The 22,899-nt window shown below is 55.6% G+C and carries 16 protein-coding genes; 9 read left to right on the forward strand and 7 right to left on the reverse strand.

Annotated features, from left to right (window positions below; all coding sequences use genetic code 11):
- Positions 1-13: 13 nt before the first annotated feature.
- On the forward strand, positions 14-703 hold the full coding sequence (locus ABNT34_RS10540; protein WP_348731380.1) for a glutathione S-transferase family protein: 690 nt from the start codon (positions 14-16) through the stop codon (positions 701-703).
- Here ABNT34_RS10540 and ABNT34_RS10545 read toward each other — a convergent pair.
- Positions 700-1,575, reverse strand: a complete 876-nt coding sequence (locus ABNT34_RS10545) for a DMT family transporter (RefSeq protein ID WP_348731382.1) — start codon at positions 1,573-1,575, stop codon at positions 700-702. The two genes, ABNT34_RS10540 and ABNT34_RS10545, sit on opposite strands and share 4 nt — an antisense overlap.
- Positions 1,576-1,713: 138 nt before the next feature.
- Positions 1,714-4,416: a choice-of-anchor B family protein gene (locus tag ABNT34_RS10550; RefSeq protein WP_348731384.1), complete on the reverse strand. Its 2,703-nt coding sequence runs from the start codon at positions 4,414-4,416 to the stop codon at positions 1,714-1,716.
- Positions 4,417-4,597: 181 nt separating this feature from the next.
- On the opposite strand from ABNT34_RS10550, the gene ABNT34_RS10555 reads away from it, so the two are divergent.
- Both ABNT34_RS10555 and ABNT34_RS10560 read left to right on the forward strand, forming a co-directional pair.
- A complete protein-coding gene (locus ABNT34_RS10555) occupies positions 4,598-5,254 on the forward strand; it encodes an MbnP family copper-binding protein (RefSeq protein ID WP_348731386.1) in 657 nt (218 codons plus the stop codon).
- An 11-nt stretch (positions 5,255-5,265) separates the two neighbouring features.
- Positions 5,266-6,405 carry an MbnH family di-heme enzyme gene (locus ABNT34_RS10560; RefSeq protein ID WP_348731388.1) on the forward strand — a complete coding sequence of 380 codons (1,140 nt, stop codon included), beginning with the start codon at positions 5,266-5,268 and terminating at the stop codon, positions 6,403-6,405.
- Between the two features lie 29 nt (positions 6,406-6,434).
- On the opposite strand, the gene ABNT34_RS10565 is transcribed toward ABNT34_RS10560, so the two are convergent.
- From ABNT34_RS10565 to ABNT34_RS10580, 4 genes are all read right to left on the reverse strand, one after another.
- Entirely contained in the window at positions 6,435-7,235 is an 801-nt protein-coding gene (locus tag ABNT34_RS10565) for a response regulator (protein WP_348731390.1), read from the reverse strand.
- The gene (locus ABNT34_RS10570) at positions 7,232-8,299 is read right to left on the reverse strand and encodes a histidine kinase (protein ID WP_348731392.1); all 1,068 of its coding nucleotides are present in this window, start codon (positions 8,297-8,299) and stop codon (positions 7,232-7,234) included. The genes ABNT34_RS10565 and ABNT34_RS10570 overlap by 4 nt, the downstream gene beginning before the upstream one ends.
- Before the next feature lie 44 nt (positions 8,300-8,343).
- The gene (locus ABNT34_RS10575) at positions 8,344-10,962 is read right to left on the reverse strand and encodes a glycoside hydrolase family 3 N-terminal domain-containing protein (RefSeq protein WP_348731394.1); all 2,619 of its coding nucleotides are present in this window, start codon (positions 10,960-10,962) and stop codon (positions 8,344-8,346) included.
- Positions 10,963-11,108: 146 nt separating this feature from the next.
- The gene (locus ABNT34_RS10580) at positions 11,109-13,832 is read right to left on the reverse strand and encodes a TonB-dependent receptor (RefSeq protein ID WP_348731396.1); all 2,724 of its coding nucleotides are present in this window, start codon (positions 13,830-13,832) and stop codon (positions 11,109-11,111) included.
- A gap of 282 nt (positions 13,833-14,114) precedes the next feature.
- Here ABNT34_RS10580 and galE point away from each other — a divergent pair, with 282 nt between their 5' ends.
- The 4 genes from galE to ABNT34_RS10600 all read left to right on the forward strand — a co-directional run bounded on the left by galE (position 14,115) and on the right by ABNT34_RS10600 (position 18,669).
- Positions 14,115-15,143, forward strand: coding sequence for a UDP-glucose 4-epimerase GalE (galE, locus tag ABNT34_RS10585; RefSeq protein ID WP_348731398.1), 1,029 nt, complete (start codon positions 14,115-14,117; stop codon positions 15,141-15,143).
- Positions 15,130-16,155, forward strand: coding sequence for a UDP-glucose--hexose-1-phosphate uridylyltransferase (locus tag ABNT34_RS10590; protein WP_348731400.1), 1,026 nt, complete (start codon positions 15,130-15,132; stop codon positions 16,153-16,155). Before galE ends, ABNT34_RS10590 begins: the two co-directional genes overlap by 14 nt.
- Before the next feature lie 29 nt (positions 16,156-16,184).
- The gene (gene galK / locus ABNT34_RS10595) at positions 16,185-17,330 is read left to right on the forward strand and encodes a galactokinase (RefSeq protein WP_348731401.1); all 1,146 of its coding nucleotides are present in this window, start codon (positions 16,185-16,187) and stop codon (positions 17,328-17,330) included.
- Between the two features lie 61 nt (positions 17,331-17,391).
- Positions 17,392-18,669: a hypothetical protein gene (locus ABNT34_RS10600; protein ID WP_348731403.1), complete on the forward strand. Its 1,278-nt coding sequence runs from the start codon at positions 17,392-17,394 to the stop codon at positions 18,667-18,669.
- Here ABNT34_RS10600 and ABNT34_RS10605 read toward each other — a convergent pair.
- Positions 18,612-19,565 carry an SMP-30/gluconolactonase/LRE family protein gene (locus tag ABNT34_RS10605; protein WP_348731405.1) on the reverse strand — a complete coding sequence of 318 codons (954 nt, stop codon included), beginning with the start codon at positions 19,563-19,565 and terminating at the stop codon, positions 18,612-18,614. The two genes, ABNT34_RS10600 and ABNT34_RS10605, sit on opposite strands and share 58 nt — an antisense overlap.
- A gap of 188 nt (positions 19,566-19,753) precedes the next feature.
- Here ABNT34_RS10605 and glpK point away from each other — a divergent pair, with 188 nt between their 5' ends.
- Positions 19,754-21,232 carry a glycerol kinase GlpK gene (glpK, locus tag ABNT34_RS10610; RefSeq protein WP_348731407.1) on the forward strand — a complete coding sequence of 493 codons (1,479 nt, stop codon included), beginning with the start codon at positions 19,754-19,756 and terminating at the stop codon, positions 21,230-21,232.
- A 115-nt stretch (positions 21,233-21,347) separates the two neighbouring features.
- A complete protein-coding gene (gene glpD, locus ABNT34_RS10615) occupies positions 21,348-22,862 on the forward strand; it encodes a glycerol-3-phosphate dehydrogenase (protein WP_348731409.1) in 1,515 nt (504 codons plus the stop codon).
- Positions 22,863-22,899: the final 37 nt, after the last annotated feature.

A 22,899-nucleotide genomic window follows, 5' to 3' on the forward strand; every position in this document is an offset into this window, starting at 1 on the left:
GCAGGACAGCGTTATGTATCAACTCTTTATCGCCGACAAAAACTACTCTTCCTGGAGCCTGCGGCCCTGGCTGCTGCTGACAGAGCTTGGCATCCCCTTTACTGAGCAACACAGCCGTTTTGACGGCCCGGATAACCGGCAAAAATTTCGCAGCTTTGCGCCAAACGGCAAAGTGCCTTGTTTGCATCATGCTGGCGAAGTGATTTGGGAATCGCTGGCGATTATCGAATATCTGGCAGAACAACATCCCGGCGTCTGGCCGGCGGATGCCAAAGCCCGGGCTTTTGCCCGCTGTGCCGCCAGCGAGATGCATGCCGGTTTCACCACCTTACGTGGTACTTGCCCGATGAGTGTCGGCATCCGGGTGCAACTACATCAAATCAGTCCGGCGCTGCAGGCCGATTTGGACCGGCTCAGCGAGCTTTGGCAACAGGGTTTAAACCGTTTTGGCGGGCCTTTTTTGGCCGGAGCTAAGTTCAGCGCAGTGGATGCCTTTTTTGCGCCTGTGGCCTTTCGGGTGCAAAGTTATGGTTTGCCGTTGCCAGCCGCAGCCCGCGCTTATGTTGACCTGTTACTGAGTCTGCCGGGTATGTTGGCCTGGCAACAGGCGGCATTGGCAGACCCTTACCGCGAGCCGTCACATGAAGCAGCACCACTCAATCATGGTGTTTTAACGGCAGATTTGCGCGCGCCCGCCGTTTAACTGCGCTGTTGCTGCCAAATCAGATAAAGCCCGCTTAACATGATCACGGCCGCCCCCAGCAACATGCTGGCGGTTGGCCAGACCTGCCACAGCACAATATCAAAACCTAAGCCCCAGACCAGCGCAGTATATTCAAATGGTGCGATCACCGAAGGCGGCGCCAGCCGGAAAGCTTCAGTGATAAACACCTGACCGATAGCGCCGGTGATACCAATCGCCAGAAAATACGGCCAGAGCGCCCATTGCAGCGGTTGCCAGTCCGGCAGTGCCAGTAAACCGGCGCCAATACCAATCATTGTCATCAGCCAGAACACCATATTGCCGGCATAGTCCGATTTCGCCAGCACCCGTACTGTGATAGCAGAAATGGCATAACAGAGTGCCGACAGCAGTGCCATCAGGGCGCCTAAGCTTAACAGCCCGTCGCCGGAGGGTTTGAGCATATAAATCACTGCGGCGAGGCCCACCACAATCGCCACCCATTGCCGGCTGTTGACATGATCTTTTAACCACCAGACCGACAACAGCGTGATAAGCAAAGGCGCTGCAAAGAAAATACTGTAAGTGTCTGCCAGCGACAGCACGCTGACCGCATAAATAAACGACGCCAGCATCACAATGCCGAGCACTGCACGCAGCAGATGCAAGGACCAGCGCGCCTGCAACAGGTGTTGTAACCGGCCTGTGGTAGCCAGCCAGACCACGATAAAAGGCCAGGCGCAGGCGGCACGGAAAAAGGTAATTTGCATGGCGCTGTAGTGTTCGGTCAGCGTCTTCATCGCCGCATCCATGCCGGAAAACATCAGCACCGCCAGCAACATCGCCAGAATGCCTTTGATTGGATGGTCCTGCGGTTGGGTAGAATGAGACAAGGGATGGCGCTCCGGCAAAAAACAACGAGCTTATCATAGCCGTTGGTTTACCGCAGTGGCTTGAGGGATGCCACAGAAGCTGCCGCGCTCAGTCACCGGAAAACAGCGACTGACAGCGGCAGGTTTGGCTATAGCGACTTAAGGCCGGCGTCGCAGCAATAACAAGCCCAGCAGCGTGAAACCAACCACACCGCCAGAGCCACCGGAACTGCCATTATTCACCGGCGTGGTGGTGACAGTGCCTTTCACTTTGATGGAAAAGGTGACAGATGTGCCCAGGCCGCGGCTGTCCATCACGCTGACACTGAATTGCAAGTCAGCGTCGCGGTTAGGCGCGATAAAGCTGGCGCTGTCAGTCGTTGCATTGCTGAGGCTCACTGTGTCGCCGCTGACTTGCGTCCAGCTGTAAGTCAGTGCATCACCATCCGGATCTGTCGCCTGCGCTTTTAAGCTGACCTGAGCGCCGGCGTTTACTTCTGCCGGAAAACCAACCTGTACTTCAGGTTTACGGTTTTGTTCGTTGTCGCGGATTTTCACGATAAGGTTGGCGCGCTCCGTCACCACAGGGCCGCTCAGTTGCAAGGTCAGCTGTTCTTCGTTTTCCAGCAGGTTGTCATCGATTGGCGTCAAAGTGATGGTTTTATCTGCGGTATCGCCAGCGGCCCAGCTCAGTTCACCGCTGCTTTGCTGGATGTCGATACCGGCTTTGCCGCTGTCATCTTTCAGTTGATAGCTGATAGTTAAAGCGCCGCTGCTACCGGCAAAGCGGCCAATTTTAACGCTGACCGGGCCGCCGTTTTCTTCCAGCGTGACAGTGCTGAGCTGAAAGCCTGCAGCGCCTTGTTGCACTGCAGCACTGCCGACCGTCACCTGATGATAAGAAGGTGAGGCTAAAGTCAGGCCATTTTGCGGGTCAAACAACCGCACAAAAAAACTGCCGTAGCTGGCCCATTGGCTGCTTGTGGTGATGCGCACTTCTTTGTCGGCGAAGTCGTCCGCCGCCCAGTTCAGCCGGCCTTTGCCAAGTTGCGTGTTCTGACCGATACCAAATCCGTTCAGGGTTTCCCAGCCCACACTGACGGCACCGCTGCCAGAAGGCCGGCGCACTTTCAGCACGGCCGTCTCGCCCGGTTTCAGGCTGCTGGCTGACGTGGCAAAACTGACCTGGCCAGCCGCACTTTGTTTGGTCTGATCGCGCAATACAAACAAACCACTGTTGATATCTGCGGAAATTACCAGACCTGATGGCAGATACGGATAAGTGCCCCAGACGCCGTTAAAAGCCGCGCTGTCGCTTGATGGGAACGAATCAAAAAAGCCTGCTTCCACCGGATTGGCCGGATTGGTGATATCGAGAATGGTGGTGCCGCGCTGATAATTCGAAATGTAATAACGGTTGCCACGGGTATAGCCGTTGTGGTCGATGGCACCGGTCGGTCCGGTCCATTCTTTGACAATCACTGGCTGCTTCAAATTGTCGACGTTCATCACCCGCACTGTGGTATTGAGGCCGTGGTCGCGCTCATCCAGCTCATCGTGAATAAACACAAAACGTTTGTCTTCGCTCCACCAGCCGGAATGGACATAACTTGCCTGCGGATAAGTTAAATCAGCCAGCGCACCGGCACCGGTTAAAGTGGTGATATCCCACAACCGCACCGACTGCTCGTTAAAGTCCATCAGCACAGTACAACTGTTGCGCTGGCAGCCCTGCAAGGCACGGTTATCGTCAACCACCATCGATGCCGCGTCATGGGTGTAGTCGCTGCGCACCCCGTTGGTGTGCGGATAATAAGGCGTCAGCGTTTCCGGGTTTTTCAGGCCATAAGTGGTAAAAGCGCCACCAACCGTTTTTTGCCCGACAATATGCAGCGCCGGCTCTAAGCCATCCAGCGCGGTGTTCGTGGTGTAGTCGACATGGCTGATATAAACGTTATGTGCCGAAGTGACAGCTTTGTCCGCCGCAACCAGCCGCACTGAGCCCGGTAACTGGTTTAAATCGAGAATTTGAATATTGTCCGAACCTTCGGAACTGACGTACGCATAAGCCCGCCAGCGCGCCAGACTGTTGTCGTAATACTGCAGCACTTTGATATCGCGCCAGGCCGTCTTACTACCGGCAATAGCGCCGACTTCTTTTGGTGCGGCCGGGTCGGCCAGACTAAAAACTGCAGTGCCTATATCCAGGCCAATAATGGCGTATTCAGTGCCGGTATTGAGGTCGGTATGGCCCCAGATATCATTGGCAGCGCCCGGTTTTAAACTGATATCCGTCAAAGCAATATGACTGACTAAATCGATGTTTTTACAAGGGTAAATACCGGCTTTACCGTTCACACAAGGCGTTGGGCCCTGGCTTTGTTGTAATTGTTGCTGAGTTTGTTCCAGCGCGGCACTGTCGGCAAAACGCTGGGAAAAACCGTCGTTGACCACCACAAAACCCTGTAATTGCAACTGGCCGATATAAGCATCCGGTACTCCGGTCAGGACGGTTGGGTTAATCCCCGGCGCCTGATCGAGGAAATGGTCAAACTTGTTGTACCCACCCAGCACCGGTACTAATTTGCTGGTCAGATAAAATAAATCATCGGCATTTTGAATGGCATAGCTGCCTTCAGCGACCAGCACCCGATCGCCTTTACTGGCCTGCTGCACCGCGTAGCTGATGCTCTGACAGGCTCGTACCGGGCTGTCGCAACGACCGCTGTCTTTGCCGGTCGGCGCGACAAAACGGGCACGGTCATGTTCGGCATGGCTATACACAGCAGCGCTGAATAACAGACTGGCGACCAGCGTGCCCCGGCTGATAGCGGACCGGCGGATAACAGTGAGCTGCGACATAATGCGGACTCCGGCAAAGCGGGCAAACAGATTGCGTTTTGCCCGGGTTTTGTTAAGGTGATTCTGACCACCATATATAAATACGAAAATGCAAAACAGTAAACAAGTTATTAATTATTGCGCAATTTTTCTGCTTTTCGCGCTGAGCGGATGCCAACCGCAACACCAGGCGCCGCTGCAATTGCAACTGCAATGGCAAGGCCAGCCGCTGCGCTGCGATTCCGACCTGACGCTGGCCGGCCAGACTTTTCGGCTGGCTCAGTTGCAGCTGTTTTTAAGCGACTTCCGCCAAAACCAGCCTGTCGCTCTGACACCAGGCCCTTACAGCAATGACCGGCTGGTATTACTCGGTATCGATTGCCAGAGCAACGATGCCGGTCAGTGGCAAATTCCACTGGCCAGCGCTTTAACAACGGGCCCGCTGAGTTTCACCGTAGGCGTCCCGGCAGAGCTGAATCATCAAAATCCGCTGGTGGCTACCGCGCCACTGCAACAAACCGATATGCACTGGAGCTGGCAACAGGGCTACAAATTCCTGCGGCTGGATTTAACCGGCCATGCCAGCTGGTCGTTGCATCTGGGTTCAACCGGCTGCAAAGGCCCCAGTGTGATGCGGGCGCCGCAGAGCCCTTGCCAGCAACCCAATCAGCTGCAAGTCCAACTGCAGTATAGCGGCCAGCAGCAACTGGTTTTGGACCTGGCACCGCTGCTGCAGGATTTTGGGGCCAGCGGGGATAATTCCTGTATGGCGGACCGGCAAACCCGCAGCTGTCAGCAGTTATTGCCGCGGCTGGGTGTTGATGCTTCTGCCGTGGCGGGTTTATGGCAATTACGCTAAGGCAGCTTGTGTTGAAACCAGCTGCGCTGATCACAGCAGCAGCCTTACTGATGCTACTTGGCAGCTGCACGCCGGCGCCGCAACCTTATCAGTGGGCATTGCCGGAAGGTTTCCCCAAACCCGCAGTGCCGGCTGACAGTCCAATGTCCACCGCCAAAGCCGAACTGGGCCGTTATCTGTTTTATGACAAAGCATTATCTGGTAATGGCCAACAAAGCTGTGCCAGCTGCCATCAGCAGGCCACTGCATTTGCCGAATCAAGCGCTGTTTCCACCGGCAGCACCGGTGACAAGCACAGGCGTAACGCCCTGGCGCTCATCAATGTGGCCTATAACAAAACCCTGACCTGGGCCCATCCGGAGCTGCAACAAATTGAACAGCAGCTGTTAATTCCAATGTTTGGTGAGCAACCGGTTGAACTCGGCATCAGCGGCCACGAAGCGCAAGTGTTACAACAGTTGCAGCGCGGGCCTTATCCGGCGTTGTTCGAAGCTGCATTTGGTGATGAAGAGGTGAGTTTTCAGCGCGTGACGCAGGCCCTGGCCAGCTTTGTCAGAAGCTTAATTTCACTGCAATCGCCATTTGACCGTTACGCCTATCAGGGTGATGACAGCGCCTTAACGCCAGAGCAAATTAACGGCATGAACCTGTTTTTCTCTGAGCGGCTGGAATGCCACCATTGCCACGGTGGTTTTAATTTCACTCAGTCGACCAGCCATGAAAAACAACCACTGGACCGCCGGCCTTTTCACAACACCGGCTTGTATTTCACCGCCCGCCAGCAAGTTGAAGGGCAGGGTTACCCGGATAAAGACCGTGGTCTGGCGGAACTCAGCATGCAAGCCGGCGACGATGGCCGCTTCCGCGCGCCGACGCTGCGCAACATCGTGCTGACCGCGCCGTACATGCATGACGGCAGTGTCGCAACGCTGGAGCAAGTGCTGGATTTGTATCAACAAGGCGGCCGCAACAACACACAAGGGCCATGGCAGGGTGATGGCCGTTTGCATCCGGCCAAAAGTAACTTCGTCAAAGGCTTTGATTTAACCGCAGAAGAGCGCGCCGCCGTGCTGGCATTTTTACACAGCCTGACCGATACCCATTTTGTCAGCAACCCGGCCTATGCCGACCCCTGGCCGGCGCAGCGCTGACGTGCTGGCTGCATACCGGACTGACGCAATTAAGGCAGCAGGCGTTGTTTCAGTGCACGGGCAAAAGTGCGGCTGACTTTCAGCACTTTGCCGTTGGCAAGCACCGCCTTGTATTCGGAATTGCCGAGCGGTTGCAGCTGTTCAATGTAAGTGAGGTTCACCACAGTTGATTTGTGAATACGTACAAACAAATCCGGCAGCCGCTCGTTAATCAGGTTTTTTAATCGGGTCCGCATCACGTGGGTTTCAGTGCGGGTATGTACACACATATAGTCACCGGCCGCGTCAATCCACAGAATGTCCTGGTAGGAGATGAGCTGGATTGGGCTGCGACCGTCCTGGATCACCAGTTTTTGCCTTTCAATACAATAGCGGGTCTCAGTTTCAGCCGTATCGCCGGCGGTGGCGGCGGGGCCGGCCGCTATCTGCGTCACAGCGTCCAGCAACTGCGCTTTACTGGCCGTGCCGGCGCGGGCCCGTACCCGGGCAATGGCGTCCGCCAGCCGCTCCAGCTTGACCGGTTTTAACAGGTAGTCCAGTGCCTGGACTTCAAAGGCCTGCACCGCATGCTGGTGAAAAGCCGTGACAAACACGATGGCCGGACAGAGTTCCGGTTGCAGCTGGCGGATCAGGTCGAAGCCAGTTTCGCCCGGCATCTCAATATCAAGAAAAATCAGTTCCGGCTGATGCTGTGTGACTAATGCCAGCGCAGTCTGCACTGAACCGGCTTCAGCAACCACCTCGATATCGGCAAAACCTTGCAAACGCAGCCGCAGCCCTTCGATGGCGGCCGGTTCGTCATCAACAATCAGGGTGCGTAATTTATTCATCCGGCCTCCGGAACTGGTGCTTGCATAGGCTGCAGCGGGATGCGGATATGGATCCAGGCACCTTGTTGCGGCCTGTTGCCAAACTGAAACAGACTTTGGCCGGGATACAGCAGTGCCAGCCGGGCCTCACAGTTCTGCAGGCCGATGCCAGGCGCAGATCCGGCGCTGAATCCACAGCCATTGTCCAGCATCGCAATCACCAGAAAATCATCCTGCCGGCTGAAACTGACGCTGACAGCATAATGCTGCTGCGCTTGCTGCATGCCATGTTTCAGCGCATTTTCTGCCAGCGGCTGTAACAGCAACGACGGCATCAGCAGCGGTTTGACGTCATCATCGGCACTGATAGTGACGGTCAGTTTGTCGCGAAACCGACACTGCTCCACGGCGAAATAGGTTTGCAAAATATCGATTTCCTCCGCCACAGTGACCTTGGCGAGCGGGTCGGTATAGAGACTGTAACGCAGCAAATCACAGAGTTTTTCCAGCATCGATACCGCGTGCTGATTGTCCTGCCGCAAAATCAGCGTGCAGATCGCGTTGATGCTATTGAACATAAAATGCGGATTGAGCTGATAACGCAGCATTTTCAGCTGCGCTTCTTTAGCAAGATCAAGCGCTTCGGCGGCTTTTTGCCGCTGCTCCATGGTTTCAAACGTCGCTTTGTAGGCGAAATATAATGCGGTCCAGGTCAGCAAAATCGTTAAAGACGCCGAGTGCCAGGTGCCAACGTCAAACCAGGTCATCGGCTGCCAGACTTGCCCATACAACCATTGTAACGTCAGCCACTTCCACTGGGTCCAGACCAGACAGCCGAGCAACAACACAGCCAAATGCGAGTAGATTTTCTGTCGGGTACTTCGCTGGCTGAAGCGTTTGTAGCAGCGCCGCAGCAGCAAGGTCAGGCCAAAGCCAAAGCAAGTGTCTAACAGCAAATGTGGCAAATTCACTGACCAGGGTTCCTGGCTGGGGATTTTAATCATCAGCTCGGTCAGCACGGCATACACAGCCCAGCCACCGCATTGGCAGAGCCAGAATAATTGCTGACGGCTGAAGTTTTTCACCACCTGTTACCCCGGATTGATCAAGCTATTGCAAAGCCGCAGCCTTAAGACCGGACTGGCATGTCGCAGCCCAGCCGGATCACTTTACCGTCAGCGTTACTGCGCCCGGCAAGTACTACGTCCGCGACCGCCAGACTCAGACGGCCACTGGCGCTGAATACCACAGCATCCCGCAACGGCTGGGTGAGCGCAGGCTGTGCCGCACAACCCAGGGCCACTTCGAGCTGTTGCCAGACTCCGGGGCTGAATGCCGCCAGCGTCTCGCTCAGATTCAACTGGCGCTGACAAAGACCAGCAGCATCACACAGCACCGCCAGCTGCAGATTGGCCGGCACCTGCTGGTCCAGCCGTATATTCAAACGCAGCACTTTTGCAGCAACATAATCTTTGGCGGCTGCAGCTTTGCGAAAACGCAGGCTGGCCCTGGCGTTTTGCGCCGCGTTCCAGCGTAATTGCCGCGCATCTTCCTGATAAGACAAATTAACCGACTGCATCGTCAGGCTTTTGCCATCAGTACTGACGCCAAATGGCGTAGTGACCGTCACGGCACTGCCGCTGCTGTCGGTCAGAGCAAAGGCCAGACCCGGTGCCAGATTACGCAAAAACAACGGGATTTGTCCGCCGGTATTGTTCGGCGGCGTGGCTGCAGCCGCGCTTTGTTCAGGCAATAGCGCCAGTTCGCTGCGGTCAAGGTAGGTTAACCCATAGCCATAGGCAAACAAAGGGGCGTAAGCGGTATCGCCATGATTCAGCACAAACTGTTGATCGCTGCGTGGCCAGGAAAAACTCAGTTTGCCATGAAAGTCATATTGCACTTTGCCCTTCGCGTCCCGCAGCAGCACATCGGCCACGCCCTGACCTTCCGAGCCCGGCAACCAGGCCGCGACAAAAGCGTCGGAGGCATTCAGTTCCGGATTAACCCACAGCGGCCGGCCGCTTAAAAACACCGTCACCACCGGAATACCTTGTTGTTTTAGCTTACGCAGCAAGGCAAGGTCCCGTTTATCACCCTGCTGATATGCCAGTTGCTGAATATCACCAAACCACTCGGCATAAGGGTTTTCACCGATGACCACCACTGCCACATCGGGCTTGTGCCGGTAATCGCCATCAACCGCCAGCTCGACTTTGCCACCGGCTGCTTCCACCTGCTGACGAATGCCCTGATACACCGAGGTGGCATTGGGGAAATCGGCGTTGCTGTTGTCGGTGCCCTGCCAGGACACACTCCAGCCGCCGGCTTGTTTGGCGATATTGTCGGCGCCATCACCAGCCACCAGGATGCGGCTTTTCGGCGATAACGGCAGTAATTGCTGGTTATTTTTCAGCAACACCAGTGACTTACGCACCGCTTCCCGCGCCAGTGCCTGGTGTGCTGCGCTGTTAAAGTCGGTTTGCTTTGACTCAGCGCGACTGGACGGCTTGCCACGTTGCAGCAGGCCCCAGCGAATTTTGGCGCGTAAGAAGCGCCGCACCGCGTCGTCAATCCGGCTTTGTGGGATCAGACCCTGTTCCACCTGACGGATGGTATTGTGGTAAAAAGCTTCAAAGTGCTCCGGTACCATCAGTACGTCGACACCGGCATTAATAGCACCGGCACATTGGGTTAAATCACAGCCCTCAACAAAAGTGTGGCCGTTCCAGTCGCTGACGACAAAACCGTCAAACCCCATTTGTGTTTTCAGTACGTCGGTAAGCAGATACTGATGGCCATGCAAGCGTTTGCCGTTCCAGCTGTTAAACGACACCATCACGGACTGCACGCCGGCAGCGATGGCGGTTTTGTAACCGGCAGCATGAATGTCGCGCAGGCCTTGCTCGTCAATCAGCGTGTCGCCCCGATCAACGCCTTTTTCCGTGCCGCCGTCACCGACAAAATGTTTGGCGGTGGCGATACGGCCGGCGCCCTGTAAAAAATCTTGCGCCAAAGAACCCTGCAGGCCAGACACCATGGGGCCGGCATAAGCCTGCACTATGGCCGGCTCTTCGGAGTAACTCTCGTAAGTGCGGCCCCAGCGGTCGTCCCGCACCACGGCAACCGTGGGCGCAAAGCTCCATTCAATGCCGGACGCAGCCACTTCTTTGGCGGTTGCCACGCCAATGCGATGAATGAGCTCAGGGTCGCGGGCAGCGCCCAGGCCAATATTGTGCGGGAATAACGTCGCGCCAAACACGTTGCTGTGACCATGCATGGCATCAGTGCCCCAGATGGCCGGAATACGGCTGCCATCCTGGCTGGCGTCGACGGAGGCTTCGTACATTTCATCGGCGTATTTCAGCCAAACCGACACCGGCGCGCGTTTTTTGCCATAGGGCGCGGTGTTGCCGCCATTGAGGTAAGAGCCAAAACCATATTTGCGCATCTGCGCTACTGACAGATAGCCAATTTCCGGTTGGATCATCTGCGCCACTTTTTGTCCCAACGTCATCCGCGCCAGGATTTGGTCCAGTAACTGCTCCAACTGTGGGTCACGTGGCAGGCCGGTGTTGACATAAGGCCACGCAACTTTTGCTGAGCCGGCAGCGTTTTTACCAGCGTTGTCGCTGCTGGCCGCCAAACCAGCCTGAAAGTCGGCAGCAACTGCCGCCGTGGAGACAGCCGCAGCCAACAGCACCAGGCTGGCTGTGTCGAAAGAGATTCGGGGAAATGGGATACAACGCATACAAAAATCCTTGGTGATCACAACATCAATCGCTGGCAGATAAAAAGAAACCGCTCATTCGGGCAAGCATGAGCGGTTAACAGCCAGAACAGTCAGCTTTAGAAGTGGTCAGTTTCAAACACGGCAAGCGTCAGCAATGACCTGTGTCAGAAGTTAAAACCGGCCCGCACGCCATAATAACGTGGCATGCCAAAGCTGCCTTTCGGGAAGCCTTTACCGGTGTTACTCCAGTGCTGCACCAATTCGTCGGTGGCATTGCTGATAAACACTTCGGCATACCAGGCCTGACCCACAGGCTCGTATTTGAGAGAGGCATTGGCCGAGGTATAAGCATCACGACGGTCATCGATATAACGCGTTGCGTCCGCCGACACTGCAAACTGCATGTCGTCCAGGTGGCGGTCGACGTTCCAGATGGTATTGTAGGATTTGTCTTTCCAGCTCAGGTTAAACCAGCCATGGATAAAGCCGAAACGGCCCAAATCCACGCTGTGGGTGTAACTTAAGTTGGCGGTGATCTCCGGCACCATCGCCAGTTGATTGCCTTTGAGGTTGGTGCTCAGCAGACTGTTATTCGGGTCCATCGACTGCTCATACGACAGCTTAAACAGATACTCCGGGTCGTAATCCCACTTGGTGATCCAGTCTTCAGTGATGCGGGCATCGGTCCAGGTGACGTAGCCGTTAATGCGGCCACTTGGGTACGGTTTCCAGTCAAACTCCAGCTCAATGCCTTTGATGGTCGAAGCCGGCACATTTTGTGTGTAGTAGGCAATGACCGGCATATTGCGATAATCCAGCAGTGGCTTGCCGTCAGGCCCCAAAACCGGGCTGCCGTCCGGGTTTTCCACCGCGGCCAGCCGCTCCACATTACCGATAGACCCAACAGAAGCATATTGCATGTCGGTGTAGTCGGTATAAAAGAATACTGCCTGTAAATTCAGTGAGTTATTCAGCAGACTGGTTTTGGCGCCCAGCTCATAAGTCAGCACTTTTTCCGGGTCAAACTGGGTTTCAAAGCGCTGCTTCTGGCCGGTTCTGTCGTTGACCACTTCAAACACGTCACCGATACCACCGGCTTTAAAACCGGACGCGACGTAACCGTACAACATAGTGTCAGCGCTCAGGTCGTAATCCAGCCCGAGGCGGAAATCGTGGTTGCGCCAGCTGCCTTTGTTGTCATTGGCAAAAGACGATTTATAAATGGCCGGGTCTTCAAAGGCATTGGTTGGCAGGTCCGATAACAGCGTGCGGTTAAACCAGCCCGGTGCGCAGCCGTCGGCATTGGAGCAGCGTAGCGTGCGGCCGCCTTTGTCCTGCTTGGTTTCGTCACTGAAACGATACCCCAGCGTCAGGTGCGTGGCCGGTGTCAGGTTGTAAGTCGCCTGTCCAAAAGCGGCCAGCGCGTCGGTCGACCGGTCCGGCTGGTCCCAAAAGGCTTTATCGTCCATCGGGTTATCGTAATAGCCGAAGGTGACGGTTTTTTCATGGAACAGGTTAACACCAGCTATCCAGACTAAATCGCCACGTTCATCTGACTGCAGCTGTAGTTCAGTCGAATAAGACCGCGCGCCGGTGCCGTCGAGGAAAAACATCGCGCCGTCCCACACATCCAGCCCAACTTCAGTATCCTGCGCCGACTGACGTTGCATATCTTCATAACCGGCCAGCCAGACCAGATCCAGTTCGTCGCTCAGTTCATAATTCAGTGTGTTGCGCAGGTAAGTGATATCCAGTTCCAGTTTACCCGGCACGTTCACCACGGCCTGATAAGTGTTGTCACTGGGTAAAAAGCTGGCGCAGTCGCCGCCAAGTTCCGCCGGTCTGCCACGTAGTTTGTCGCAGTTCACCATGTCGACCGAGCCAGCGCTGCCATTGCGGTAATACTGGAAAACCGTATGGTTAGTGAAACGACCCGCTGACGGCTGCCATAAGGTACTGACACGGAACGAATGTTCGTTGGCGTTATTGTAAAAATCGCTTTTGTTGGCCGGTGTTAAGGCCCGTACTTTTTGTGCATTCGGGTTGGTGCCGGCGGCATCAATCCACCAGTTTTCGCGTTGGGTTAAGGTCTGGCCAACGCCCGAATAGGAATTTTCAGCAATGACTTCCGCATCCAGCACACCAGCCGGTAAATAACGGGTGTCATACTGATTCGGGTCCCAGTAGCCTTCGACATAAGAGTCGCGCTGGAGCGTTTTACCGGAAAAACGCACGGCAAAATCATCGGTCAGCCCCAGGTTCAACATGCCGCCAAAACTTTTGGCATTAAATTTACCGAGTTCAGTATTGGCGTTGCCATAAGTGCTGCCGATTTCCGGTTTGGCCGACAGCACATTGATGCTACCCACCGTCGAATTGCGGCCAAACAGCGTACCTTGCGGGCCGCGCAAGGCTTCCACCCGCTCGACGTCATACATCAGCGCCAGCGCGCCCTGCATCCGTGGCGAATAAATCCCATCCAGATGCACACCAACGGCCGGATCGCCAAGCTCAGTAATATTGGTCGAACGAATGCCGCGCATCGTGATCACCGGCGCCGCCTGCTCGGAGGCCACCGAAATATCCAGCCCCGGCACGAGGTCGGCAATATCCACCACATTGTTGACGCCATGCTGCTGCAGCTGGGTGTCGCTGATGGCCGAAATCGCCACCGGCGTTTCCATCAGTTTGGTTTTACGTTTGGTAGCCGTGACTGAAATCACTTCCAGCGCGACGTCATTGCTGCTGGTTTTTGCTGCCGCGGCGCTGTCTGCTGCATGGGCTGGTTTGGCATTGTTTTGTTGAGCGTTGGCGGCTGCGTCCTGCGCCATAGCCGGAAATGTACACGCCAGCGCCACCGCAAGCGAAAGTGCGTTACGTTTGAACATGATCTACCCCTGTCTGTGTGTTTTTTTGCTTTTGTTGTGATGGCAAACCGGACTGCTGGCTGTTGCCACAGGCGGTACCTTAAAGCGGCGACAGAAGTGAGAGATAGACAGATTCGACAAGGCGAGACAGTGACACTACAACACGAGGCTGTGGATAACTCACAGGAACAAACCACTGGGTCAGCCAGACAGCGCTGCAACTGACAAATCTGCCAGCCGCTATTGATATATAGTATTTATAATACATATAATCTTTTAAAGTGTTTTTAAGAGATGTGTCAGATGCGAATTCTGGTGACCGGGGGCTTGGGTTATATCGGTAGCCACTGCTGTATTGCGTTACATCAGGCGGGTTTCACGCCGGTGATTTATGACAATCTGAGTAACAGCAGCCGGCGGGTGCTGGATCAATTGGAAAAGATCTGCGGCCAACGTTTTGATTTTGTTGAAGCTGATCTGCTGGATAACACAGCATTGCAGCAGACATTTGCCCAATATCAGCCCGAAGCGGTGTTTCATTTTGCGGCACTCAAAGCGGTGGGCGAATCTGTGCAACAACCGCTGCGTTATTATCAGAACAACGTCGCGGGCACGCTCAATCTGTTGCAGCAGATGCTGCAGGCGGGTTGTCAGCGCCTGATTTTCAGCTCTTCCGCCACTGTTTACGGCGACCCGCAGTTTTTACCGCTGACCGAACAGCATCCGCTCGGCGCCACCAATCCTTATGGCTGGACCAAAGTGATGGCCGAGCAAATGCTGCAGGACCACTGTCAGGCACAAGCTGGTTTTTTAGCTATTGCGCTCAGGTATTTTAATCCGGCCGGCGCCCATCCCAGTGGCCTGATTGGCGAAGATCCTCGCGGTATTCCAAATAACCTGATGCCTTATGTGGCGCAGACGGCCGTAGGTCGCCGGCCTTTTGTCAGCATTTTTGGTGATGACTATCCAACGCCAGACGGCACCGGTGTGCGCGACTATATCCACGTGATGGATTTGGCCGAAGGCCATGTCGCGGCGTATCAACACCTCGCCACACAAACCGGTTACCAGGTGTTTAACCTCGGCACCGGCAAAGGCGATTCGGTACTGCAGCTAATTGCTGCTTTTAGTGCCGCCGCCGGCAAGCCCATCCCTTATCAGTTCAGCGCGCGCCGCCCCGGTGATATCGCCGCCAGTTATGCCGACGCCGCCAAAGCCTTGCAGCAACTTGGCTGGCAAACCCGTTACGACCTGCAGCACATGGCACAAGACAGCTGGCGCTGGCAAACCCAATACCCTCAAGGTCTGGAGCCTTCCGATGACAAAATTTGACAAGCCACACCGGCGAAAGAACCCGTTAACCGGCCGCTGGGTGCTGGTGTCACCACACCGCAACAACAGGCCATGGCTCGGCGCCACTGAAGCCGCAACCGCAGACCAGCTGCCGGCTTTTGACGCCAATTGCCCGCTATGCCCCGGCAATACCAGAGCTAATGGCGAAACCAATCCGCTGTATGACACCACTCATGTGTTTGCCAACGACTTCGGCGCGCTGATGCCGGCGGCCAGCCAAGCCGCGGAACCGGCAGATGCGCTGTTTCAGCACCAGGTCACTGACGGCGAATGCCGCGTCGTGTGTTTTTCACCTGAGCATCATCTGACGCTGCCGGAAATGTCGGTACCGGCGCTGGTCGCAGTAGTGCAGACCTGGCAGCAGCATTATCGCGAGTTGCGCCAGCGTTTTGCCTGTGTGCATATTTTTGAAAATAAAGGCGCCATCATGGGCTGCTCGCAGCCACATCCGCACGGCCAGATTTGGGCGCACCAGCATTTGTCGACCGAGATTGAGCTGGAAGACCAGCATCAGGCGGCTTATCTCGCCAGCCATGGCCGTGCATTGCTGGCTGATTATGTTGTCAGAGAACAGCAGCAACCGGAACGCATTGTCTGTCAGAACGCGCACTGGCTGGTGGTGGTGCCATATTGGGCGGCCTGGCCTTTTGAAACCCTGCTGCTGTGCAAAGACGATGTGCAACATATCGATGCGCTAAACCCGGCGCAGGTGGACGCGCTGGCGCAGATCTTAAAAGAGCTGACCAGCCGGTACGACAACGTGTTTCAGTGCAGCTTTCCGTATTCGATGGGCTGGCACAATGCGCCGGCCGATGGTGAGCCGCAGCCACACTGGCGCCTGCACGCCCACTTTTATCCGCCGTTGCTGCGCTCAGCCACAGTGAAAAAACACATGGTCGGCTACGAGATGATGGCGGAAAGCCAACGTGATCTGACGCCGGAAACCGCCGCAGCCATCCTGCGTAATGTCCCTGCCAGCCGCAGTTTTTAGGCATAGCCCCTTTTTATGAGCCCAACATTATGAGCCAAGCATTCATCACCACATTTCAACAAATTTACGCCGCGAAACCGGACGGTCTGGCCAGTGCGCCGGGCCGGGTTAACCTGATTGGTGAATTCACCGACTACAACCTCGGTTATGTTTTTCCGGCCGCGCTGAATTTTCGCACCCAGGTGCTGTTCCGCGCCCGTTCTGACCAACAGATTGTGGTGCATTCGCAAAATTATCCCGGCGAATCTGATAGTTTTTCGCTGCGGGCGCCTATCGAGCCGGGGCCGTCGCAATGGGGTAATTACATCCGCGCTATGGCTTATGTGTTGCAACAAGCCGGTTTTACTTTGTGCGGCGCCGACCTGCTGATCGACAGCGACGTGCCACAAGGCGCCGGCTTATCGTCGTCCGCTGCGCTGGAAGTGGCGATCGGCGGCGCTTTGAATCAGTTAGCCGATTTAGCCTTAACACCGGCGCAAATTGCGCTATTTGGCCAGCAGGCGGAAAACCAGTTTATGAATTGCCAGTGCGGCATTATGGACCAGATGATTTCTGCCCAGGCCAGCGCCGGCCACGCCTTGCTGCTCGACTGCAAAACGCTGGCGACCCAGGCAGTGCCCATTCCGGCGGATTTGGCGCTGGTCATTGTCAATTCCAATTACCCGCGCAAACTGGTCGACAGCGAATACAACGGCCGGCGGCAGGATTGTGAACAAGCAGCGGCAATCATGAAAGTGGCGACGTTGCGCGATGCAACGATGGACCTGTTGCTGCAACATAAAACCGCCATGACGGCGCAACAATTTAAACGGGCGCACCATGTCATCAGTGAAAATGCCCGGGTGCTGGCCACAGTCGATGCGCTGCAAAACAGCGATATGGCGCAATTACGCCAGTTGATGCGGGCGTCGCATCAGTCGCTGCGCGATGATTTTGCCGTCACAGTGCCGGCGACTGACGGACTGGTTGAGATTTGTCAGGCAGCATTAGGCACTAAAGGCGCAGTGCGGATGACCGGCGGCGGTTTTGGCGGCGCTATTATCTGCCTCTGTGCAGAGCAGGATGTGGCACTGGTGGAGCAGGCTGTGGCAGCGCATTATCAGGCGCGTTTTGGTTTAACAGCAGATGTTTATGTCTGCCAGGCCGGCACCGGCCTCAGCGTGCAGCTGCTATGACAACACAGCTGAAAAACAGACCGGGCCCCGGCCCGGTATTACTTTAATAACGGGAGTTGTTATGTTGCCAGTGTCTATCCGGTTTGCCTTGTTGTGCAGTTTACTCGGCAGTGCAGCCCTGCAGGCTGCGGAACAGTTATATAAGCCCATTCCGGCCGATGCCGCACCGGCATTGAGCCAGCCCGGCAAGTTTCAGGTCGGCGTCAGAACTGTGAAGTTTGAGGTACCGGCTAGTTTGCAGGTCAGTACCGGTCAGACTTACGACAGACCTTTGACCTTAGAACTGTGGTATCCGGCCAGCGCCGGTCAGGCGCAACAGGCGGAATATCAAAACCAGACCCGCAGTGGCAAAAGCTTTAGTATTGCCGGCAGCGCGTTTCGCGATGCGGCACCGGCCAGCGGCAGCGGAAAGTTGCCGGTCGTGGTGATTTCGCATGGTTACACTGGTTATCGCAGCCTGATGTTTTATCTGGGCGAACACTTGGCCAGTCACGGTTATATCGTCGCCGGCATTGACCACACCGATTCCACCAATGCCGAAGTCGACTTTGCCAAAGCGCCTTTTGCCGGTTTTTTCAGTACTTTATATCACCGGGCACGCGACCAGCAGGCCACATTAAATTACCTGATGTCGGCGCAAAGCCCGTTGGCGGCGTTGACCCAGCCGGATAAAGCCGGCCTGATTGGTTATTCAATGGGGGGCTTTGGTGCGCTCAGCACTTTAGGCGCCTGTTATCAATTTCCGCAAGCGATGATCAAGCAACTGACCGGCGCTTCACAACCGGCGCAAATCGAAGCGCTGCGCAAACAGCTGAACAGCTGTAATGCCGGTCAGGCGAAGGCAGATCCACGTTGGCAAGCCGGTATTTTATTTGCGCCCTGGGGTGGGCAATATCAGCTGTTTGAGCCGCAGTCGCTGGCAAAAATCCAGACTCCACTGCTTTATGTCGCCGGCGATCAGGACGATATTTCCGGTTATCAGGGCATCACCCAATTATTTCAGCACAGCGGCAGTAAAACGCGTTATCTGCTAACTTACCACGGTGCCCGCCACAATATTGCCGCGCATCCGGCGCCTGCAGCCGCGCGCGGCAGCGAAGGCGATTATGGTCACTATGCGGAACCTACCTGGGATATGCAGCAGATCAACCGGGTCAATCAACATATGGTGTTAGCGATGCTGGATTGTCAGCTGAAGCAAAAAACCGACGCCTGCCAACTGTTACCGACTGGCAACAGTCGCTCAGATGAAGGCAAAGGCTGGCCCAGCTTTGCGCCGCGTTATAACACCGGCATGTCGTGGCAAACCGGTTCTGCTAACCAATCTGGTTCGAAATGACAGAGGGATTCCGCCACCGCCAGTGGCCGGGATAACTGATAAATAAACACATCGCCGGCGGCTGGCTGTTCCGCCAGTTGCCGGGCATCGAGGCCGAGCCGGGACGTGGTGACAAATAATAAATCGCCATGTTCGCCGCCAAGCGCGACGCTGGACGGCTGCGACACCGGTAAGGTCAGCGTCAGACACACCTGTCCTTGTGGATCGAGCCGCACTACAGTGCTGGTACCCCAAAGCGCAGTCCAGACGTGGTCTTCAGCATCAACTGTTGCGCCATCCGGCGAAGCATTGTCAGCAAATTCGGCAAACAAACGCGGCTGACTAAGCGATGCAGGTTCGCTCCCAAACTCATACTGCCAAATCTGATGACGGGGCGAATCGGCGTGATACATGCGCCGGCCATCGAGGCTCCAGCACAGGCCATTGGAAATCTGAATATGGCGTAAATGACATACCGCCTGGCCCTGTCGATTGAGCTGATACAAAGCGCCGGCCTGTGCAGGCTGCGACGGGGTTTCGACCATAGTGCCGGCCCAAAACCGGCCCTGGCGGTCGGTGCGACCGTCGTTAAACCGGTTTCCGCGTATGTGGCGTTCCGGTTTAGCTAACCAACGCAAAGCGCCGGTATGAGGGTGAAACAGCGCAAAACCACTTTCTAACGCTAGTACCAACTGATAAGGCGCGTCCGCGCCAACGTTCAGCACACCAAAGCTGCCAATCCGTTCCGGCAGCGCCAGCTGGTGCACCTGATGCAGATCTGCACTTAACCAGTGCAATAGACCTGCTTCGATATCCACCCAGTAAAAGCGTTGTAACAGCGGATGCCATAAAGCGTTTTCTCCCAGTACATTTTGTACCGGGATGCGCTGCAGCAATCTCGTTGTGACTGAATTCATCTCAATATCCCTGAAACGTTTCAGTGCCGGAGAATATCAAGAAAACGCCGCCGAACATAGCAAGCATTGCACCAGAAATTGGCTTAGCGCCCTAAAAGAATGCAGGCCATCACAGCAAAAAACAGTTGCCAACAACTCTGACAATCGGCAATCTAGCCTTTATTATATTATAAATATGATTTACCACAATGCAGAACTACATTTTATCGATAGATCAGGGCACGACCAGCAGCAGAGCCATTCTGTTTAATCTGGAAGGCCAGCCGGTTGCCAGCGAACAACAAAGTTTTACCCAGCATTATCCGCAGAATGGCTGGGTTGAACATGACCCGCAGGATATCTGGCAGACCGTGTTGCATTGCAGCCGGCAGGTACTGGCCAGGCAGCAGATTGACCCCGAACAAGTGGTCGCCATTGGCATCACCAACCAACGCGAAACCACGCTGGTCTGGGACAAACACACAGGCGAGCCCGTATATCAGGCCATCGTCTGGCAAGACCGCCGCACCACAGCTTATTGTGAAGCACTGCAAAGTGACGCGGTCAATGAACTGATTGCCGCCAAAACCGGCTTATTGCTGGACCCGTATTTCTCCGCTACCAAAATCCGCTGGATTTTAGACCAGGTGCCGGGCGCCGCAGAACGAGCCGCCGCCGGCGATTTGTTATTTGGCACTGTCGACAGTTTTTTGCTGTGGCGTTTAAGCGGCGGCACCGTGCACCGCACGGACGCCACCAATGCATCCCGCACCATGTTGTACAACATTCATCAGCATCGCTGGGACGATGAACTGCTGAGTCTGTTTGGCATTCCGGCCGCGATGTTGCCTGAAGTGATGGATTCGTCCGCCGATTTTGGTCTGACCGCGCCAGAGATCTTTGGCAAACCGATCCCGGTCTACGGCATCGCCGGCGACCAGCAGGCTGCCTTATTTGGGCACGCCTGTTTTGATACCGGCATGGCGAAAAGCACTTATGGCACCGGCTGTTTTCTGATGCTGAATACCGGCGACAAAGCACTCAGATCCGAAAACCGGTTGCTGACCACTATCGCCTATCAGCTGAACGGCAAAGCCACTTACGCCATCGAAGGCAGCATTTTTATGGCCGGTGCGACTATGCAATGGATAGTCGAAGGCCTGAAACTGCTGCGCCACGCCGGTGAAAGTGAAGCCATGGTCAAAGACGTGCCGCTCGATCACGGGGTGTTTCTGGTGCCGTCTTTTACCGGTCTCGGCGCGCCGTACTGGGACCCGAATGCACGCGGCGCCATTTTGGGCCTGACGCGGGATTCCGGCATCAGCTCCATCGTCGCCGCAGCGCTGCAATCGGTGGGTTATCAAACCAAAGACTTACAAAAAGCCATGGAACGTGACGGCATCCGGCCCAATGTGCTGCGGGTCGACGGTGGTATGGTGAAAAACAACTGGGTGCTGAGTTTCCTCGCTGACATTCTGGGCGCTGTGGTGGAGCGGCCACAAATCACCGAAACCACCGCGCTTGGCGTGGCTTATCTGGCCGGCTTGCAGGCCGGTATCTACCAGTCGACCACACAGCTGGCCAGCATGTGGCACTGTGAACGGCGCTTCCAGCCGTCGATTTGCGCCGGGCAGCGCAATCATTTGTACCATCAATGGCTACATGCCGTGGCCAAAGTGCGGCTTTAAGCCGCACTGCTGATTTTTCCTGAACTAATCCGAGCAGTTAAACCGATCTAACGCCTTGCGAGCGGCGTCTTGACTGTTTATTATGGTATTTATCTTATAAATAAGAAAAGTAATGATGAACAACAATCCCAGCGCAGAACTTTATGACCTGCTGGTCATCGGTGGTGGTATTAACGGCTGCGGCATTGCAGCGGATGCCGCCAGTCGGGGCCTCAAAGTGCTGCTGTGTGAACAGCAGGACCTGGCCGCCGCGACGTCCTCAAACAGCAGCAAACTGATCCATGGTGGCCTGCGTTATCTGGAGCACTATGAATTCCGCCTGGTGCGTGAAGCGCTGGCCGAGCGTGAAGTACTGCTAAAAATCGCGCCGCATATCATCTGGCCACTGCGCTTTCGCTTGCCACACCAGCCGCATTTGCGACCCGCACTGTTGATCCGGCTTGGTTTGTTTTTATACGACCATCTGGCACGCCGTGTCACTTTGCCGGCATCAACCGGCATTCACTTTGGTGCAACCGACCCGCTGGCCAGCACTATCCAAAAAGGCTTTGAATACTCGGATGCCTGGGTCGATGATTCCCGCCTGGTGGTGCTGAACGCGATGGCAGCCCGGCAACATGGCGCGACAATACTGACCCGCAGCCGATGTCAGTCGGTGAGCCGCCAAGGCAAGCTGTGGCAGGTAGAGTTGTCCGAGCAGCGCAGCGGGCAGCTCAGCCAGTATCAGGCCCGCGCAGTCGTCAACGCCGCCGGGCCCTGGGTTGCCAGTTTATTTGAACAGACTATTCCGGGCCCGACGCCGCAAAAAATCCGCCTGGTTAAGGGCAGCCATATCGTGGTGCCAAAACTGCACAATGACCCACAGGCTTATATCCTGCAAAACGTCGACCAGCGCATTGTGTTTGTCATTCCGTATGAGGACGATTTCAGCCTGATTGGCACCACAGACGTGGAGTATCAGGGCGACCCGGCAAAGGTCGCCATCAGCGATGCCGAAACTGATTATCTGCTGCAGATCAGCAACAGTTATTTCCGCCAGCAGCTGACCCGACAGGATATCCGCCACAGTTACGCTGGTGTGCGGCCGCTGCTGGATGATGAAGCGGACAGCGCGCAGGCCGTGACCCGCGATTACAAGCTGGAATGGGACGAGCCGGCGGACGCCGCGCCACTGCTGTCGATATTTGGTGGCAAAATCACCACCTACCGTAAATTAGCCCAGGCGGCGGTCGACAAGCTCGCCAGCGTCTTTGCGCACATCGGCCCCTGTGTCACAGCACAACAACCTCTGCCGGGCGGCGATTTTGCCAATCAGGCCCAGTTGCTGCGGGAACTCAGCCAGAGCCACAGTTATGTGCCGGCCGCAGTGCTGCAGCGTTACGCTCGCAGTTACGGCACATTGAGTCATCAGCTGCTGGTTGGCTGTCATAGTCTGGCGGATTTAGGCGAAGATTTTGGTCATGGTTTGTATCAGGCCGAGGTCAGTTATCTGCTGAACCACGAATGGGCGCAGACTGCGGCTGATATTCTGTGGCGGCGCAGCAAACTCGGGCTGCGGCTGGATCAGGCGCAACAACAGCGCTTAGCGGAGTTTATCGAAAGACGCCGTCAACAGGGCAAAGTTGCCTGACTATTTCGGAGCAAAGCGATGAGGTCAAGGCTGGCCA

It is taken from the genome of Rheinheimera texasensis, from assembly GCF_964031785.1.
Lineage (GTDB): Bacteria > Pseudomonadota > Gammaproteobacteria > Enterobacterales > Alteromonadaceae > Pararheinheimera > Pararheinheimera texasensis_A.

Bases quoted from the DNA above. Each gene is read 5' to 3' on its own strand.
- glpD (WP_348731409.1), top strand. From the start codon at position 21,348: ATGAACAACAATCCCAGCGCAGAACTTTATGACCTGCTGGTCATCGGT.
- glpK (WP_348731407.1), top strand. From the start codon at position 19,754: ATGCAGAACTACATTTTATCGATAGATCAGGGCACGACCAGCAGCAGA.
- ABNT34_RS10575 (WP_348731394.1), bottom strand. From the start codon at position 10,962: ATGCGTTGTATCCCATTTCCCCGAATCTCTTTCGACACAGCCAGCCTG.
- ABNT34_RS10540 (WP_348731380.1), top strand. From the start codon at position 14: ATGTATCAACTCTTTATCGCCGACAAAAACTACTCTTCCTGGAGCCTG.
- ABNT34_RS10605 (WP_348731405.1), bottom strand. From the start codon at position 19,565: ATGAATTCAGTCACAACGAGATTGCTGCAGCGCATCCCGGTACAAAAT.
- ABNT34_RS10565 (WP_348731390.1), bottom strand. From the start codon at position 7,235: ATGAATAAATTACGCACCCTGATTGTTGATGACGAACCGGCCGCCATC.
- galK (WP_348731401.1), top strand. From the start codon at position 16,185: ATGAGCCAAGCATTCATCACCACATTTCAACAAATTTACGCCGCGAAA.
- galE (WP_348731398.1), top strand. From the start codon at position 14,115: ATGCGAATTCTGGTGACCGGGGGCTTGGGTTATATCGGTAGCCACTGC.
- ABNT34_RS10550 (WP_348731384.1), bottom strand. From the start codon at position 4,416: ATGTCGCAGCTCACTGTTATCCGCCGGTCCGCTATCAGCCGGGGCACG.
- ABNT34_RS10580 (WP_348731396.1), bottom strand. From the start codon at position 13,832: ATGTTCAAACGTAACGCACTTTCGCTTGCGGTGGCGCTGGCGTGTACA.
- ABNT34_RS10590 (WP_348731400.1), top strand. From the start codon at position 15,130: ATGACAAAATTTGACAAGCCACACCGGCGAAAGAACCCGTTAACCGGC.
- ABNT34_RS10600 (WP_348731403.1), top strand. From the start codon at position 17,392: ATGTTGCCAGTGTCTATCCGGTTTGCCTTGTTGTGCAGTTTACTCGGC.